Origin of the sequence: Enterococcus larvae (genome assembly GCF_017830045.1) — a bacterium.
Taxonomy (GTDB): Bacteria; Bacillota; Bacilli; order Lactobacillales; family Enterococcaceae; genus Enterococcus_L; species Enterococcus_L larvae.
The window spans coordinates 255,910-274,029 of the sequence record NZ_JAEDXU010000001.1 but is presented as its reverse complement, the minus strand read 5'-3'; the positions used below and the strand labels follow the sequence as shown (position 1 = coordinate 274,029).

The following is an 18,120-nucleotide window of genomic DNA, read 5'->3' as shown; positions in this document are numbered from 1 at the left end:
CAAAAATTTTCAATAATCCAAAAAATTTTGATAAAAGCAAGCCTGTTTTGGAAGGGTTATCATTGGTAAGTTAAGGACTGAACAAGTACAATAAGAATGAAAGAGTAATAAGATTATCGTTCTGTTATACAAAAACTTAAAAAGTTATATAACAGATATTAAAATATTGAAGAAACAGCTCTGAAACAGTTTAAACCTTTTTTAAGCTTGTGATTAATATCACTAATCCTTGTTTTAAAAGGTTTTTGATGGAAAGGGGCTTTTTAAAATAATTTAAGTTTTTTTACTTGCTCTTTTTCAGATTTAATGATAATTTGTATATGTAGTCGAGAAAGTGATACAGTTTTAGTTGCTGTTTCATTTTTCTGAATAAAAGAATCGTTAATAGAGAGGATTGTGTGACAAAATGGCAAACAAGCAAAAACCTATTGACTTCAACCAATTAATGAATGAGGTCAACGCAGAGTTTCCTACTTATCAGGCATTAGATAAGGATGGGAAAGTTGTAAACAAAGAATTGATTCCGGATTTATCTGATGATCAGTTAGTAGAACTAATGACACGTATGGTTTGGTCAAGAGTATTGGATCAGCGTTCAACAGCATTGAATCGTCAAGGTCGTCTTGGCTTCTATGCTCCAACAGCTGGACAGGAAGCAAGTCAATTGGCTAGTCAATTCGCAATGGAAAAAGAAGATTATCTATTACCGGGTTATCGTGATGTTCCTCAATTAGTTCAACATGGTCTTCCATTAAAAGAAGCTTTCTTATGGTCAAGAGGACATGCTGGCGGAAACATGTATGCAGAAGATCTACATGCACTACCACCACAAATCATCATTGGTGCTCAATATATTCAAGCTGCCGGTGTTGCTTTAGGTATGAAAAAACGCGGCAAGGAAAATGTTGTCTTCACTTATACTGGTGACGGCGGTTCTTCACAAGGTGATTTCTATGAAGCAATCAACTTTGCAGGAGCGTATCAAGCAAATGGTGTGTTCTTTATCCAAAACAACGGATTTGCGATTTCAACACCACGTGAAAAACAAACTGCAGCAAAAACTCTAGCTCAAAAAGCAGTAGCGGCAGGAATTCCTGGTATTCAAGTAGACGGTATGGACCCATTAGCAGTATATACAGTTGCAAAAGAAGCACGTGACTGGGCTGCATCTGGAAATGGTCCTGTCTTGATTGAAACATTGACTTACCGTTATGGTCCACATACATTGTCAGGGGATGACCCAACTCGTTACCGTTCAAAAGAAATGGATGACGAATGGCAGCAACAAGACCCATTGATCCGTTTCCGTAACTACCTTACTGAAAAAGGATTATGGTCAGAAGAAAAAGAAGAAAAAGTAATTGAAGACACAAAAGAAGAAATCAAAAATGCGATTTCTGAAGCAGATAAAGTTGGCAAACAAAAGGTTTCTCATTTCTTGAAAAACATGTTTGAAGTCCAACCACAAAGTATCAAAGAACAAATTGCAATCTACGAAGCGAAGGAGTCGAAATAATCATGGCACAAAAAACAATGATCCAAGCTATTACAGATGCCCTAGCTCTTGAGTTAGAGAATGACGAAAACGTTCTTGTTTTCGGTGAAGATGTTGGTAAAAACGGCGGTGTATTCCGTGCAACAGAAGGATTACAAGAAAAATTTGGCGAAGAACGTGTCTTCGATACTCCTTTGGCTGAATCAGGAATCGGCGGATTGGCTTTTGGTTTAGCATTAGAAGGGTATCGTCCGGTACCTGAAATCCAATTCTTCGGGTTCATTTTTGAAACAATGGATGCAGTCGTTGCACAAATGGCTCGTACACGTTACCGTATGAGCGGTACAAGAAATATTCCTGTAACGATCCGTTCACCATTTGGCGGTGGCGTGCATACACCTGAGCTTCACTCTGATAACTTAGAAGGTCTGATGGCTCAATCACCAGGTTTACGTGTGGTTATCCCGTCTAATCCATATGATGCAAAAGGCTTGCTGATTTCTTCTATTCGCAGCAATGACCCAGTAGTGTTCCTTGAACATATGAAGTTGTATCGTTCTTTCCGTGAGGAAGTGCCGGATGAAGCATACGAAGTACCTTTGGATAAAGCAGCCGTAACTCGTGAAGGAACAGATGTTTCTATCATCACTTACGGAGCAATGGTTCGTGAGGCAATCAAAGCAGCAGACAACTTGGCAAAAGAAGATATTTCTGTAGAAATTATCGATTTACGTACAGTTGCTCCTCTTGATGTTGAAACAATCATCGCCTCTGTTGAAAAAACAGGTCGTGTTGTTGTTGTTCAGGAAGCACAAAGACAAGCCGGTGTAGCTGCACAGGTTGTTTCAGAAATTTCAGAACGCTCTATTCTTTCACTGCAAGCACCAATTGGCCGTGTATCAGCACCAGATACCATCTTCCCATTTGGTCAAGCGGAAAACATTTGGCTGCCAAATGCTTCAGACATCGAAGCAAAAGTGAAAGAAATCGTTGAATTTTAATTAGTAAAGAAGGGAAGAAAAACGATGGCTTATCAATTTAAATTACCGGATATCGGTGAAGGGATCGCGGAAGGCGAAATCGTAAAATGGTTCGTAAAACCCGGCGATACAATCAATGAAGATGATACACTATTAGAAGTGCAAAATGATAAATCAGTAGAGGAAATTCCGTCACCAGTGACAGGAACAGTGAAAAACATTGTTGTTCCGGAAGGTACTGTGGCAAATGTCGGAGATGTATTGGTGGAAATCGATGCACCAGGACATGAAGACAACGAAGGAGACAGCGGTATAGCTGCACAGGAGCAAACACCTGCACAGCCTGCAGCAGCTCCCGAAGCTTCAGCAAGCTCATCTGAGGGTGTTTTCCAATTCAAATTACCGGATATCGGTGAAGGAATTGCGGAAGGCGAGATCGTAAAATGGTTCGTGAAACCTGGCGATACAATCAATGAAGACGATACATTATTAGAAGTACAAAATGATAAATCAGTAGAAGAAATTCCATCACCGGTAACAGGAACAGTGAAGAATATTGTTGTTTCAGAAGGTACCGTAGCGAATGTTGGAGATGTATTGGTGGAAATTGATGCACCAGGACATAACTCTGCTCCTTCAAGTAGTGCGGCACCAGCAGCACCTGCGAAAGCAGAAGCGGCAGCAAGTGCACCAGCTTCAGACTCTACAGGTGTTGTTGCAGCAGCTGATCCAAACAAACGAGTGTTGGCAATGCCTTCTGTTCGTCAATATGCACGTGAGAAGGATGTCGATATTTCACAAATTGCTCCAACCGGTAAGGGTGGACGTGTTGTGAAAGAAGACATTGATAACTTCCTGACAAACGGTGGAGCAGCACCGGCAGCTGCAGCTTCAACAGAAGCAGTACAAGAAACTGCGCCGGCAGCTTCAAGTACACCAGCAGTACCAGCAAAACCAGCGCAGCCATTTACTTCTAATTTAGGAGAAATGGAAACACGTGAAGCATTGACGCCAATGCGTAAAGCAATTGCAAAAGCAATGGTCAATAGTAAACATACAGCTCCTCATGTAACACTACATGATGAAGTAGAAGTATCTAAGCTATGGGATCATCGTAAGAAGTTCAAAGACGTTGCAGCAGCAAACGGTACGAAATTAACATTCTTGCCATATGTTGTGAAAGCATTGACATCGACTGTTCAAAAATTCCCTGTTCTGAATGCCTCAATTGATGATGCGAAACAGGAGATTGTTTATAAACATTACTTCAACATTGGTATTGCGACAGATACAGATCACGGTCTATATGTACCAAATGTGAAAAATGCAAATATGAAGAGCATGTTCGCAATTGCGGATGAAATCAACGAAAAAGCAGCACTTGCACATGACGGCAAACTGTCTGCACAAGATATGCGTGACGGTTCAATTACAATCAGTAATATTGGTTCAGTAGGCGGCGGCTGGTTTACACCAGTTATCAATTACCCTGAAGTTGCTATTCTAGGTGTTGGTACAATTGCACAACAGCCTGTAGTGAATGCTGACGGCGAAATCGTTGTAGGACGTGTGATGAAGCTGTCAATGAGCTTTGACCACCGTATCGTCGATGGAGCGACTGCTCAAAAAGCAATGAACAACATCAAACGCTTATTAGCAGACCCTGAATTACTATTGATGGAAGGATGATTGACAAATGGTAGTAGGAGATTTTGCCATTGAATTAGATACAGTTATAATCGGTGCGGGACCTGGCGGCTATGTAGCTGCCATCCGTGCTGCTGAAATGGGGCAGAAAGTGGCCATCATTGAACGCGAGTTTATCGGCGGTGTATGTCTGAATGTAGGATGTATTCCTTCTAAAGCATTGATCGCTGCAGGGCATCATTACCAAGAGTCACTGGATTCAACAATGTTTGGTGTGACGACTGAGAAGGTGTCATTGGATTTCACAAAAACTCAAGAGTGGAAAGACAACAAGGTTGTTAATACATTAACATCTGGTGTCGGCATGCTGTTGAAAAAGCATAAAGTAGAAATCATTGAAGGCGAAGCTTTCTTTGTTGATGAGCATACGCTGCGTGTGATTCATCCTGATTCTGCTCAAACGTATTCTTTCAATAATGCAATTGTTGCAACAGGGTCTCGCCCAATCGAAATTCCAGGCTTCAAATTTGGCGGACGTGTTCTTGATTCAACAGGCGGGTTGAATCTGAAAGAAGTACCTAAAAAATTCGTTATTATCGGCGGCGGAGTAATCGGTGCTGAGCTTGGCGGCGCATATGCCAACCTTGGTTCTGAAGTGACTATTCTTGAAGGCAGCCCATCTATCCTGCCAACCTATGAAAAAGATATGGTTAAAATCGTTGCAGATGATTTTGAGAAAAAAGGCGTTAAAATCGTTACTTCTGCTATGGCAAAAGAAGCAGTAGATAATGGTGACAGTGTGACAGTGAAGTATGAAGTTGACGGTAAAGAAGAGTCTGTTACTGCTGACTACGTAATGGTAACTGTAGGTCGTCGTGCCAACACAGACGATTTAGGTTTGGAGCAAGCAGGAGTTGAATTGGGCGAACGTGGATTGATCAAGGTGGATAACCAAGGTCGTACAAACGTATCAAACATTTTTGCAATCGGAGATATCGTTCCGGGAGCTGCTCTTGCCCATAAAGCAAGCTATGAAGCGAAAATTGCTGCTGAAGCAATTTCCGGTAAAAAAGTAGCAGTTGATTACAAAGCAATGCCGGCAGTAGCCTTTACAGATCCTGAATTAGCATCTGTTGGGATGACTGTAGCAGAAGCAAAAGAAGCAGGAATTGAAGCAAAAGGCTTTAAATTCCCGTTTGCCGGAAACGGCCGTGCAATCTCCCTTGGTAAAACAGAAGGGTTTGTCCGCTTAGTAACAACTGTTGAGGACAATGTGATCATCGGTGCTCAAATTGCCGGTGTCGGCGCTAGTGATATGATTTCTGAAATGGCTTTGGCCGTTGAATCAGGCATGAACGCTGAAGATATCGCTTTGACAATCCATCCTCACCCATCTTTAGGTGAAATCGTTATGGATGCTTCTGAATTGGCTTTAGGTTTGCCAATCCACATTTAAGCATATCATATATTTTGTCACACAGAAAAACCGAGCAAGCCAAGCTCGGTTTTTTATTTTGCAATCAAAGTGATCTCGTTTAACGAATTGGTCAGTGATATCTAGTATGGGGGCTTTTCGGTTGGAAATTTGTTTTGCTTTCTCTGTCAAAAGTCAAATATTTTAAGTTTCTGATGACCAAACGCTTAAAGAAAAGTTTTAAGGTTCTCTTCGTAAAGTAGTTCATCGATTTCGGCAATTGAGAGCTGTTGAATGATTCCGTAAATAACTACAGCATCCCATTGGTGCTTGGGATAAAGCTGAGCGACACCACTTTTTTTGAGTAAATTGTTCATTTCATCAAGAGTCAGTTCTAAACCGATAGCCAAAGCAATCAGCTTCTCTCTTGGAGGATTTCGCTTTCCGTCGAAGTATTGATAACCGGTCGTTTCAGTGATTTCTGCTCTTTTTAGAACTTTTCCCTTAGTAAGCTGTTTCCGTAAAAGCCACTCATTCAAATACGTACTTACCTCGGGATTAATGGCATAGGGCTTTGTTTCAGAAAGGGCTGTTTTGAAATCTTCAGCCTTCTTAAGAGAGTGCAGTAATTTGTCTGTATCCTTTTCTTTCATCTTTGACTCCTTTAAATAGTTATAAAAATAGTATACAATGACTTAGTGAAAGTTGGTATCTTTAATCAGTCTTTTTATATAAGTAGTAAAATAATTAACGGGGTTGTTTGTAAATGGAGAATAATGAAATAAAGGGTTATGTAAAAAATGGTTATAAGCAAATTGAGGTTTTGACAGACAAAGAAAATGGGCCGGTGATGGTTCGAAACAATGAGACGCAAAAGTTTTGGGTAAGAAAGGAATATCCGGTATTTTTAGCTGATAGTTTGGCGACACTGCAGAAAATAGAACATAGAAATCTGCCGAAAATCGAAGAAATCGTGGTTGATGGAGACAGGATTTTTCTATATGAAGAATACATACATGGAAAAACGTTAAGCGAACTTATTCAATCCTCTGATTCAATGGACGGTCAAGCAATATTGGAATTGGCTCTAAGTGTTTTAGACAGTGTAGAGAAATTGCATGGTTTTGGTTTGATCCATCGTGACATCAAGCCTTCAAATATTATGCTCACCAATGACCAAGTGGTAAAAGTGATTGATTTTGATGCTGTTCGTAGAATCAATGGAAATAAGGAAAATGATACTGTTCAGTTGGGGACGGTGGGATTTGCTGCACCGGAGCAATTTGGTTTTGCAGAGTCTGACGCACGTAGTGATTTGTATTCTTTAGGTGTAGTGATGAATATCTGCTCAACAAAGGATTACCCGAAAAATCATTTAAGCGAGGATTTGCTGATTCGAGAAATCATTATCAAGGCAACGAGAATTGATCCGGAAGATCGGTATCAAACGGCGAATGAGATGAGAGAAGCGATCATTTATCAACTGGATCAGCTGGAGCAGTCAAGTGAATCGGTAGACTCGTCAGTTTCGGAGAATGAGGGGTTTCAGGATTGGGTGGAGGTAGAAGAAGTACAGCAGCCTGTAGAAAAGAAACAAAGAAAAAATGTTTTTTCGATTTCCGGTGTTATAGGAGGCATTTCTTTTTTGATGAAGTATATCCCCGGTTTTCGAACAAAGCAGCTGTGGAAAATGTTTGTAGCTGTAACAGGGTATGTTTTTATCGGCATGCTGATCAATAATGAGGCTACTGCTGGGAATAGCTACGAATATCGAGGGCGCTGGATTGTAGATAGTTTTTTTCTATTTATAGTTCCGATATTGTTATATGCTAATTTTCTTGATTTTCATAGGAATATTCCCTTCCTTGCCTCGACTTCGGTCATAAAAAAAATCTTAGGCTATGTTTTCTTAACGATGGCCTGGTTTATTTTGCTACTATTCTATACGCTGTTTTTAAGAGATTTATTAGGATAAGAGATACAGAATTATCTATGAATTGATGCTGGAAATAGCGATTCTCTGCAGCGCTTAAATCTTATGCAATTTGCATAAGATTTTTTCTTTTATATTCAGTATGATACAGATAGAAAGATGAACTAAATAACAACAGAATGAAGAAATAAAAAGGTTGATTTAATTAGACTTGAGTCAGAATAAAAGAATATGCTATATGAAACGCACTAAGTCATCCACTACTAAAAATCACTATAAACCACAGCATGAATAATAGTGATTTTTCTCTCTGGCGTTTACTTTGTTGTATTCATATAGTTTGTAGAACTGAGACGAACGAAGCAAAAATAGAAGACGATTGTTTATGATAATAAAGAGTACGACTCGATGAATATTATATAAGTAAGCGGCTGATTATTTTTGTCCCCTATCTATCGTGATGTTCATAGTTGTTAGCTGAAATGCCCCTGTAACTTTCTGCTGAATTTTCAGATAAAGCGTAAATAAGCTGCAAATGGTTGTTGTTGCTGGCAGCAGCTTTCTATCTGGAAGGTAGTAAGTAAGAGACACGAAAAGGATCTGTGTTATTTAGTTCATTGTTTCAAAAATCAAAAGGTGTCTAACTGGTTATCGTAAAGCACAAAACAAAAATAATCAGTTGATGGAAAATACATAGTGGAGGAGTTTGCTTGCTGGTTTATGATGTCGATACTGGACGTATTGATGAGTTGACTGGCGAGAACTTCTTGCCATGATTTAGGAGGATAATATGAAAAAGTTAAGGGTAGTAAAAAAATTAGGTATTATAGGTGCAGCATTAGGGATGATATTGTTGTTTACCGGATGTTCTGGAGGCTCGAGTGAAAAAACTGCAGACAGCGCAGAGAAGGGCGAGATGTTTTCTGGGAAAATAACAGTTGGGGAAGAGATTGAATCAGGAAAGTATGATATCAAATACCCGAATGATGATAAGGATAAAACAACGATTTATATCAAGAATGCTGCTGGTAAAGAGATTGATAGTATGCATTTAGCAAAAAACTATAAAAGCAGATATATAACAACAAAAGAAGTCATTGAATCCTATGTATTGAAGAAAGGCTACACGCTTTCGATCGATGGAACTGCTGAATTTGTTTTAGTGAAGGCGATGGATATAGCTGACTCTTCAAGTAGTTCTGAAGAATCAGAAGAAACATCTTCTTCCAGCAGCAGCTCTTCAGCTGAATCAAGCTCAAGTTCGAGCTCGAGTTCAAGTTCAAGTTCAAGTTCATCATCAACGCAAGCAGCTGAAAAAGAAACAAGTAGTACGAGTGGTGTGGCGGAATCAATCAAAAAAATCGATGAGAAATATGATGAAATGATTGAAAAGGCGCAAGGCTATGTTGATAATCCAGGCACATACAGCGATTCTGATAGTATCGTTTTCTTGGCGGATTACGTAGACTTGATGGCTGAATACACTAAACTTGGGGAAGCAATCGACGCTTCAGGTGAAGACCTGTCTACCTCTGATGCATTGACGATGTACAATAACTTATTAGTTAAATCTGCTAAACTGACAGAGTTGTATTCTAAATTAGGGTAATGAATAAAAAGACAGATCAGGAAATCCGAAGAAACATCGGTATTTCTGATCTGTTTTTTCAGCTATAGAACAACTGAGATTCATAGACTGCTGTAGGATGCTTAACCAGCTGCTAGTGAACTAGTAAGAAGCTGTAGAAGTGCAAGCAGTACATTTAGGAGGACAATCGCTGCACAAAACATTGCGTGTCTTCTCTTTCGCATCAATAGAATGGCTGCGAACTCACGTAAAAAAGCATTTGGAAGAAAGTAGAAGGCTGTTTTTGCACCAATACCATTTGCTTTGAGGCTCGCTTGTCTGGCAAATAATCCAGCACGGAATAGGTGGAAATTATTGGTTGTAAAGATTGCCTGGTATCCATTCCCGCCAAAATCTTCCTCCATGACTTCCTTTGAAAAACGCATATTTTCTAGAGTGTTGACAGAATTAGCCTCGACCAGAATATCAGTTTCTGGAATCCCCTTCTCAACAGCATACTGCTTCATTGCCAAACCTTCAGCAAGGTGCTCGTCATCACCTTTGCCTCCCGACATGACCAACTTCGGTGTCTTTGCAGTTTTTTCTTTTTGCTTATTATAGAATCGTATCGCCTTTTCAATACGATTGCCTAAAAGCGGTGGTACTCTTTTCCCTTCAATTAGGCCTGCTCCTAAAACGATAATGTAATCCTGTGTGTATTTTGGTCTATTGAACTGATAGATGATTGAAATTGTTAAAAAGTTGTAGAAAACGATGGCAAAATAAATCAATATCATTGGGACGATGGCAAATAATGAAGCCATCCATTGCGGTAGGAAGTGACCGGAAACATAGTCGAGTACAAGCAAGCCAGTCAATCCGATGGCAAGGAAAAGAGTCAGGAGATTTGCAAGAGAATGTCCTTCCTTTCGCCAGACGATCAGAGCGTTCCAATAAAGAAAGATGATTATTGCATACAAGCCAACTAGAAGCAGCAGCAGTAATCCAATAAAGAGGGTTACAAGAAACAGAATCAGTAACGGGTCTTGCGTAGTGATTGCCAACAGCCCCAAATAGCCTCCGAAGCTGATCAGGAACAGGTTAAACAGTAAGCCGTTGCTGAGCCGTCTTTTCTCTTTAAAGTATCTAAAAAGAAAGATACCTAGAAAAACCAGCGGAATCCCAATGAAATACGTGCGGCTTTTTACTTCGAGGGACAGTAAATAGAAGATGAGGCAAGCAAGAAACCAGCCTAGCTCATAAAGCAGCCAATTGCCCTTGGATTTTCGTACTTTGTTCCAGATTGGAATCAAAATCAATCCTAAAAAATAAACAATAAATAATGATGACTCAAAACGAAGCTCCATGTTGATAACCCCTTTAAATATGAACTATATGAATACTATTAAAGATTTGTCACACGAAAAGCGACCTTTGCACAAAGTATATAACAAAGGAAGTAGAAATAATTGCATTTCTTTAACAGGATACATATCAAGTATAGCGAAAAATGCTTAGAAAAGATAACAAAATCACCTTGTTTTTCATAGCGAAAGATAGCAATAAAACGAAAAATTAGTTTGATTTGAGATAAAAGAATAGAAATATCCTTGTCTGAGGAAACTTTGCTCTAGTAATAAGGATTTGCTATAATTGAATCATTAACTTCAAGGAGGAACGGAAAATGGGATTGTTCAGCGGTATGATTGGCAATGCGTCAACACATTCATCAGAAAAAGTAGAGGATAAGCTGAAGGACTTTTTAGCACCTGGCGAGCACGTTGAGCTTGCGTATAAATTGATTAGAGATATGATCGTTTTTACAGATAAGCGGTTGATATTGATTGATAAACAGGGAATGACAGGGAAAAAGACAGAGTATAAGTGTATCCCTTATCGTTCAATCTCACGATTTTCTGTAGAGACATCCGGTCATTTTGATTTGGATTCTGAATTGAATATCTGGATTTCCGGCAGCATGGAGCCGGCTGAAGTTCTGCAGTTTGGTAAAGATAAGAATATTTTAGAAGTACAGCGTGCATTAGCTGCAGCGGTTCTAAGATAGTTGAGGATGAAAAGCCTGTATGTCGTTTACGATATGCAGGCTTTTTGTCAGAAGCCTGCATTGATTAATGATAGTAATTGAAGAGAGAAGGGGATTTTTTGTCGGATCAGTACACATGCATCATTTCATCTGATTCTAAGCATGTAGTATCAAATAATCAGGTACAGCAGGCCGTTGCTATTATTGAAGCGACTTGTTTACTGACAGATGATGTCAGTTTTAATCAGTTTGAAACGCTTCAGTTTATTGACAGTGGTCAGAATTTCTCGCATGTCTCCTGTCCCTATTGTAATAAAGAGATTTCTGAGTGGTGGAGTGAACAGATGGATGAGCTGTATGCTTCTCGGTTTAGCAATCTCTATGTAAATGTTCCTTGCTGCAATATCACAACGATGATTGGGCAGTTACATTATTCTTGGCCCTGTGGATTTGCTCAATATGAAATCCGGATAAAGAATCTAGGAGAATCAATATCTGCAGAGCTGCTAATGAAGCTAGAACATTTGTTGGAAACGACGCTGCTTTTGGTTTATCAACGTGTTTGATCAATAGAGAAAAAGTTGCTCGCTTACTGAGCAGCTGTTGTTTCTACTGATTTTCCTTTATAATAGTAGATATAGATCCTATAAAGCAGTTGGTGCTGACTATTTTACTTTACTATACGATTACAGGATCTGTATAGATCATAGAAGGGGGCTTTTGTTTGAAAAACTTATGTTTACTGTCGGTAATTGGCTTTTCTCAGAAATAATAAAAGAGGAGAGTGGATAAAATGAACAGTTACGTTCGAGAAGCGAATAAAAGTGATAGAAGTAAAATATACAGAGTGGAAGAAACGGCTTTTGGAGAAATAGATGAGGCAGTACTGGTTGAAAAATTGGTTGCTGATCCGACGTCGCAGCCGACAGTATCATTGCTGGCCTTTGATGATGATGAGGCTGTTGGGCATATCCTGTTTACAAAAGGCAGCTTAGCTAGTGCTGGAGAGGAACTCTCTATCATGATTTTAGGTCCGTTAGCTGTGATACCTGACTATCAAAAGAGAGGAATTGGCGGTCAGCTGATTGAAGAGGGCTTGCATCGATTGCGGGAAGCAAAAACAGATCTTGTCTTTGTCTTAGGGCATATTGAGTATTATCCTCGCCATGGGTTTAAGCCGGCGTTGCCGTTAGGTTTTCTACCACCATATCCGACAAAGAAAGGCCTTGAGGATGCGTGGATGGTGTTGGACCTGTCTAAAGAAGGAAAGCTTGACCGATACAGCGGACAAGTACAATGTGCGGAAGCCTTTATGCTGCCGGAATACTGGTAGTATTTCAAAGTTTCACAGTGTCTCTGAATCGTAATTAGAAAGCCAGGTAATACATGTTTCGGCATGTGGTACTTGGCTTTTTTTCTATGTAGACAGGCTTCCTACTATATATTTTTTTAAGTTAAGTACCAAAAATTCCGATTTGTTCCTGAAATTTACTTGTTATTTAACGATTGATTTACTAAAAACATTTACATGGAATAAAACGTATTCATTTTCAGCTGATTTTTGTCAGTTATTTCAATTTGACGTCATATTAGAAAATGATTAAAAAACAATGAGTTCCTTTTCTTGTTCTTTTGCTGCAAGGATAGATATAAGGATAGATAACTAAAGACTTAAAAGTGGAGGGAACATTTATATGTGATAGTGATGTCATATATGGATGAAGGTATATTAGGCTAAAGTGTTTACATTTTATTTTTGAGTGGGTATAATAGCTGAAAATTAGAAAAAAATGAGAAAACGAAAAGAAGGAGGCGTTGGATGTTGAGTAAACAATTCTTTGAACGAGGTGGAATCAACTATCAATACGATTCTTTGATGTCTTTAGAAGAGGAGTATGGAATAACTATTTCAAAACTACCTTATAGCATCAGAGTATTGCTGGAAGGGCTGATTCGACAAAAAAATGATTTTGAGATCACGAATGAACATATCCGTTCATTGGCCTCTTGGGATTCAAAGGGATCGGTTGCTGGAGAAGTTCCCTTTAAACCGGCACGTGTGATATTACAGGATTTCACCGGAGTTCCAGTAATTGTCGACCTAGCCTCTTTAAGAGAAACTTATGCTGCATTTGGCGGTGATCCGCAAAACATCAATCCTGAGATTCCTGTTGATTTAGTCATTGATCATTCTGTTCAGGTAGATGTTGCTGGGAATAAATATGCGTTAGAACGCAATATGAAGATGGAGTTTCAAAGAAATCAAGAACGCTATAAATTTCTAAATTGGGCGCAGACAGCTTTTGATAACTACCGAGTAGTCCCTCCAGCTACAGGGATTGTCCATCAAGTGAATATTGAATATTTGGCGGATGTCGTCATTCAAAAGCAATTAGATGAAGCAACAGTAGAGGTTTATCCAGATACGCTTGTAGGAACAGATTCCCATACAACGATGGTCAACGGGCTAGGTGTTCTGGGATGGGGAGTCGGCGGTATTGAAGCAGAGGCCTGTATGTTGGGAGAGCCTTCCTATTTTCCTATTCCAGAGGTGATTGGTGTCCGTTTTATCAATCAACTGGCAAAAGGTGCGACAGCTACTGACCTTGCATTGAAGGTAACTCAAGTTTTAAGAGAGACGAAGGTTGTCGGGAAGTTTGTTGAATTTTTTGGCGAAGGTCTTCAGTCATTGTCGTTAGCTGATCGGGCAACAGTTGCCAATATGGCGCCTGAATATGGTGCTACCTGCGGTTTTTTCCCAGTGGATGATGAAACGATCCGCTATTTGAAGCTGACAGGAAGAGATGCTGAAGCAATTGCAGTCACACAAACTTACCTACAGAAAAATCATCTTTATTATTCCTCCGAAGACGCTATCCAGTATTCCGAAACCGTAGAAATTGACTTAGGCGATATTCAGCCAAATTTAGCAGGTCCTAAAAGACCGCAGGATCTGATTCCTTTATCACAAATGAAAGAGGTCTTTGAAAAGACCTTCAAAACAGCCGCAGTTTCTGCTAAAGAAAAAACGCCTGCTGTGCTTGATTTGGAAGGCGAGAGCTATGAACTGAAGGATGGTGCAGTTGCTATTGCGGCAATCACTTCCTGTACCAATACATCCAATCCTCATGTTATGTTGAGTGCGGGACTGGTTGCGAAAAAGGCTGTTGAAAAGGGCTTGAAGGTGCCGGCGTTTGTCAAAGCCTCGTTAGCACCCGGATCAAAGGTCGTTACAGCTTATCTGGAGAACTCAGGTCTGCTGCCTTATTTGGAACAGTTGGGATTCTATGTTGTCGGCTATGGATGTACAACATGTATCGGAAATTCAGGAAGCCTTAGAGAAGAAATCGAAACACTCATGGAGAAAGAAGAGCTGCTTCTAGCAGGAGTATTAAGTGGAAACCGTAACTTTGAAGGGCGAATCCATCCATTAGTTAAAGCCAACTACCTCGCTTCACCTCCCTTAGTGGTTCTATACGCACTTGCGGGAACAACAGATATTGATTTGATGACTGAACCTGTCGGCTATGATCAAGCTGGTGCTCCGGTCTTTCTGAAGGATATTTGGCCGGAAGATGATGAAATCCGTGAGTATGTGGAATCGTGGGTAACGCCAACACTCTTTCAAACGCATTATCAACAGGTCTTTGATGCAAATGATGAATGGAATAAATTCCATTCTGAGCCGACGCCATTATACGAATGGGAAGAAGAATCTACTTATATTGCGAATCCACCGTATTTTGAAGGCATGGAAATTGGGATAGAGGGCATCAAGGCATTGGAAGATCTGAGTGTTCTTGCGAAATTTGGAGATTCAGTAACAACAGATCATATTTCTCCAGCCGGGATCATTCAAAGAAGCAGCCCAGCCGGCTGTTACTTGACGGAGCATAATGTATCGGTACGTGACTTTAATTCTTACGGCTCTAGAAGGGGACATCACGAGGTGATGATGCGTGGAACGTTAGCCAATATTCGTATTCGAAATCAGCTGTTGCCTGATATCGAAGGCGGCTATACAAAGTATTTTCCAACAGGAGAAACATTATCGATTTACGAAGCAGCAATGAAGTACAAGAGACAAGGAACTGGAACAATCATTCTTGCCGGCGAAGATTACGGCATGGGCTCTTCACGAGATTGGGCCGCAAAGGGTGTTCAGCTGTTGGGTGTTCAAGCTGTGATTGCTAAAAGCTATGAGCGGATACATCGTTCGAACTTAGTTATGATGGGTATTTTACCATTGCAGTTCAAAGCGAGTGAGGATGCAGAGAGCTTAGGCTTGGATGGGACTGAGCAGTTTGATATTGCTTTGAAGGAGAATGTGGCAGTCGGCGATGAGGTCATTGTCAAAGCGAAGAAAGCTGCAGGTGAGGTAGTGGAGTTTACAGCAATCGTACGTTTCGATTCAGCAGTGGATGTCAGCTACTATCAGCATGGCGGAATTTTACCGATGGTCATTCGTAAAAAGCTTTCTAGAGACGCAGCAGTCAATCAACGGTAAGGGAGGAATACAAATGAAGGTTCATAAAGGCTTGGACGGTGTAGTCGTATCTGAGACGAAAATCAGTGCGATCGTAGAAAATCAATTGCTGTTTGCCGGATATAATATAGATGAATTGGTTGAAAAGGATGTTCTTTTTGAAGAAGTGATCTATTTATTGTGGTACTTACGGGCACCGGATGCAGAGGAATTAGTAAGTTTTCAAGAGGCTTTATATGCTCAGATGCCAGTTTCAGATACTATCATTACTAGTTTGAAAATCCAGACGCGTGAGAACCTTCATCCAATGAGTGTTCTTCGTTCAACCATCTCACTTTTAGGAGTATTCGATCCAGATGCGGAAGAAACAGACCGAGAGGCAATTTGTGATCAAAGCATGGCTATTCAAGCGAAAATGCCGACGATTATTGCCGCTTATGCTCGTCTTCGTCGTGGACTTGATCCGATTCCTCCAAAACAGGACGGTACAGCACTTGCAGCGAACTTTCTGTATATGCTGACAGGAGAAGAACCGGAGAAAAAGAATGTACAGGCGATGAATCGTTCACTCGTGCTTCATGCAGACCATGATTTCAATGCCAGTACTTTTACTGCAAGGGTTTGCGCATCTACAATGTCTGACGTATACTCCTGCATCACGGCAGCAATCGGTTCCTTGAAGGGACCTCTTCATGGTGGAGCAAACGAAAAGGTTTTTGATATGCTTAGAGAGATCGATGAAGGCACCTTGGCTGTTGAAGAATACCTAGATCAAAAAATGGATCGCAAAGAGAAGGTCATGGGCTTTGGTCATCGAGTTTATAAAGTAGAAGATCCTCGTAAGAAGCATTTGAAGAGAATGGCACAGGAATTGACGGCATCTACTGGAAAGCAGCAGTGGTATTTTCTTTCTTGTCAGATTGAACAGTACCTAAAAGAGAAAAAGGGATTGATACCAAACGTCGATTTCTATTCGGCAACAGTTTATCATTGCTTGAACATTGACAGTGACTTATTTACTCTATTATTTGCAATGAGTAGAGTTTCCGGTTGGTTGGGGCATATATACGAGCAAAAAATTGAAGATTGTCTGATTCGTCCGAGATCACTATATGTGGGAGAACGGCATGAGCATTACCCAGTCAATCGTAGTGAACAAGGAGGAATGGAAGCTTGAAGCATAGTGGACAACTGACCATGAAGGATGGAAAATTACAAGTACCGGATCAGCCAATCATTCCATTTATAGAAGGAGACGGTATTGGTCCGGAAATCTGGGCAGCGAGTAGAAAAGTATTTGATGCAGCTGTACAAAAAGCGTACCAAGGAACCAGACAGGTTATCTGGCAAGAAACTCTTGCGGGAGAAAAGGCGTACAATCAAACGGGTACATGGCTTCCTGAAGCGACGCTTGAAGCGATTCGCACGCACCTTGTAGCAATCAAAGGACCGTTGACAACGCCGATTGGCGGCGGATTTCGTTCGTTGAATGTTACTCTTCGTCAGGAGCTGGATCTTTATATTTGCTATCGTCCGGTTCGCTACTTTGAAGGAGTACCTTCTCCGCTGAAGCATCCTGAGCGGACAGATATGCAGATTTTTAGAGAAAATACTGAAGATATTTATGCTGGAATTGAATTTTCTGCTGGAAGCGACGAAGCTGAGAAGCTGATTGCATTTTTGAAGGATGAGCTGGGAACAGAAAAGATTCGCTTTCCTGAAACGTCTGCTATTGGTATCAAGCCTGTATCAAAGGAAGGAACAGAACGACTGGTTCGAGGAGCCATCGATCAGGCGATTCGCCAGAAAAGAAAGTCTGTTACCTTGGTACACAAGGGCAATATCATGAAATATACTGAAGGCGGCTTTAAACAATGGGGCTATGACCTTGCTGAACGCGAATTCGGCGATCAGGTCTTTACTTGGCAAACGTATCTATCCACGAAAGAGCAGGAAGGACCAGAAGCAGCTGAGAATCTCTTGACCCGCGCACAACAAGACGGTAAGGTTATCATCAAGGATCGGATCGCTGATATTTTCCTACAGGAGATATTGATTCGTCCAGAGCAGTATGATGTTATCGCAACCTTGAACTTAAATGGAGATTATATCTCTGATGCGCTGGCAGCTCAGGTTGGAGGGATTGGTATTGCACCAGGGGCAAATATGAATTTGCAGTCAGGTCATGCCATTTTTGAAGCGACTCATGGAACTGCACCTGAATATGCTGGGCTAGATCAATTGAATCCATCCTCCTTATTGCTGTCAGGAGCATTGATGTTTGATTATTTGGGGTGGCCGGAAGCAGCTGCATACATTACAGATAGCATTGCCGCAGCGATTGCTTCTAAGAAAGTAACGAAGGACTTTGCTGACCAGATGGACAAAGCAGAGAGTCTGAAATGTTCAGAGTTTGGAAATTTGCTCGTTGAATGGATTGAAAAAGCATAACTGCAGTTGACTGCGGAGGAGTCTAGCTATTTTATAATGCAGTCGACAAGAGGTGCGCACAAAAAAATAACAAGCTGTGCTGACTCTTTAGTAGAGAGAAGAA

14 protein-coding genes are annotated in these 18,120 nt (G+C 40.5%); 12 read left to right on the top strand and 2 right to left on the bottom strand.

The features are described from left to right. Positions 1 to 406: 406 nt before the first annotated feature. The 4 genes from pdhA to lpdA are packed head-to-tail and all read left to right on the top strand — an operon-like array spanning position 407 to position 5,578. Positions 407 to 1,516 (top strand): pyruvate dehydrogenase (acetyl-transferring) E1 component subunit alpha, encoded by a 1,110-nt coding sequence (pdhA, locus tag I6N96_RS01350; RefSeq protein WP_209555701.1) that lies wholly within the window; start codon positions 407 to 409, stop codon positions 1,514 to 1,516. A gap of 2 nt (positions 1,517 to 1,518) precedes the next feature. Continuing rightward, on the top strand, positions 1,519 to 2,496 hold the full coding sequence (locus I6N96_RS01345; RefSeq protein ID WP_209555700.1) for an alpha-ketoacid dehydrogenase subunit beta: 978 nt from the start codon (positions 1,519 to 1,521) through the stop codon (positions 2,494 to 2,496). Between the two features lie 24 nt (positions 2,497 to 2,520). Continuing rightward, the gene (locus I6N96_RS01340) at positions 2,521 to 4,164 is read left to right on the top strand and encodes a dihydrolipoyllysine-residue acetyltransferase (RefSeq protein ID WP_209555699.1); all 1,644 of its coding nucleotides are present in this window, start codon (positions 2,521 to 2,523) and stop codon (positions 4,162 to 4,164) included. A gap of 7 nt (positions 4,165 to 4,171) precedes the next feature. Next, positions 4,172 to 5,578 (top strand): dihydrolipoyl dehydrogenase, encoded by a 1,407-nt coding sequence (gene lpdA / locus I6N96_RS01335; RefSeq protein WP_209555698.1) that lies wholly within the window; start codon positions 4,172 to 4,174, stop codon positions 5,576 to 5,578. Between the two features lie 185 nt (positions 5,579 to 5,763). Here the strand turns inward: lpdA and I6N96_RS01330 are convergent, their stop codons facing one another. Next, positions 5,764 to 6,189 carry a helix-turn-helix domain-containing protein gene (locus I6N96_RS01330; RefSeq protein WP_209555697.1) on the bottom strand — a complete coding sequence of 142 codons (426 nt, stop codon included), beginning with the start codon at positions 6,187 to 6,189 and terminating at the stop codon, positions 5,764 to 5,766. Between the two features lie 113 nt (positions 6,190 to 6,302). On the opposite strand from I6N96_RS01330, the gene I6N96_RS01325 reads away from it, so the two are divergent. Beyond that, the gene (locus I6N96_RS01325) at positions 6,303 to 7,511 is read left to right on the top strand and encodes a serine/threonine protein kinase (RefSeq protein ID WP_209555696.1); all 1,209 of its coding nucleotides are present in this window, start codon (positions 6,303 to 6,305) and stop codon (positions 7,509 to 7,511) included. Positions 7,512 to 8,259: 748 nt separating this feature from the next. Next, entirely contained in the window at positions 8,260 to 9,078 is an 819-nt protein-coding gene (locus tag I6N96_RS01320; protein WP_209555695.1) for a DUF6591 domain-containing protein, read from the top strand. Positions 9,079 to 9,179: 101 nt separating this feature from the next. Here the strand turns inward: I6N96_RS01320 and I6N96_RS01315 are convergent, their stop codons facing one another. After that, a complete protein-coding gene (locus I6N96_RS01315; RefSeq protein ID WP_209555694.1) occupies positions 9,180 to 10,403 on the bottom strand; it encodes a YdcF family protein in 1,224 nt (407 codons plus the stop codon). A gap of 317 nt (positions 10,404 to 10,720) precedes the next feature. Between I6N96_RS01315 and I6N96_RS01310 the strand changes: the two genes are divergently transcribed. The 6 genes from I6N96_RS01310 to icd all read left to right on the top strand — a co-directional run bounded on the left by I6N96_RS01310 (position 10,721) and on the right by icd (position 18,017). Beyond that, on the top strand, positions 10,721 to 11,101 hold the full coding sequence (locus tag I6N96_RS01310) for a PH domain-containing protein (protein WP_209555693.1): 381 nt from the start codon (positions 10,721 to 10,723) through the stop codon (positions 11,099 to 11,101). A 98-nt stretch (positions 11,102 to 11,199) separates the two neighbouring features. Beyond that, a complete protein-coding gene (locus I6N96_RS01305; RefSeq protein WP_209555692.1) occupies positions 11,200 to 11,646 on the top strand; it encodes a hypothetical protein in 447 nt (148 codons plus the stop codon). A gap of 227 nt (positions 11,647 to 11,873) precedes the next feature. Next, positions 11,874 to 12,413, top strand: a complete 540-nt coding sequence (locus tag I6N96_RS01300; protein ID WP_209555691.1) for a GNAT family N-acetyltransferase — start codon at positions 11,874 to 11,876, stop codon at positions 12,411 to 12,413. Between the two features lie 486 nt (positions 12,414 to 12,899). Then, positions 12,900 to 15,587, top strand: coding sequence for an aconitate hydratase AcnA (gene acnA / locus I6N96_RS01295; RefSeq protein ID WP_209555690.1), 2,688 nt, complete (start codon positions 12,900 to 12,902; stop codon positions 15,585 to 15,587). Positions 15,588 to 15,600: 13 nt separating this feature from the next. Beyond that, positions 15,601 to 16,743, top strand: a complete 1,143-nt coding sequence (locus I6N96_RS01290) for a citrate/2-methylcitrate synthase (protein WP_209555689.1) — start codon at positions 15,601 to 15,603, stop codon at positions 16,741 to 16,743. Beyond that, on the top strand, positions 16,740 to 18,017 hold the full coding sequence (icd, locus tag I6N96_RS01285) for an NADP-dependent isocitrate dehydrogenase (RefSeq protein WP_209555688.1): 1,278 nt from the start codon (positions 16,740 to 16,742) through the stop codon (positions 18,015 to 18,017). The genes I6N96_RS01290 and icd overlap by 4 nt, the downstream gene beginning before the upstream one ends. Positions 18,018 to 18,120: the final 103 nt, after the last annotated feature.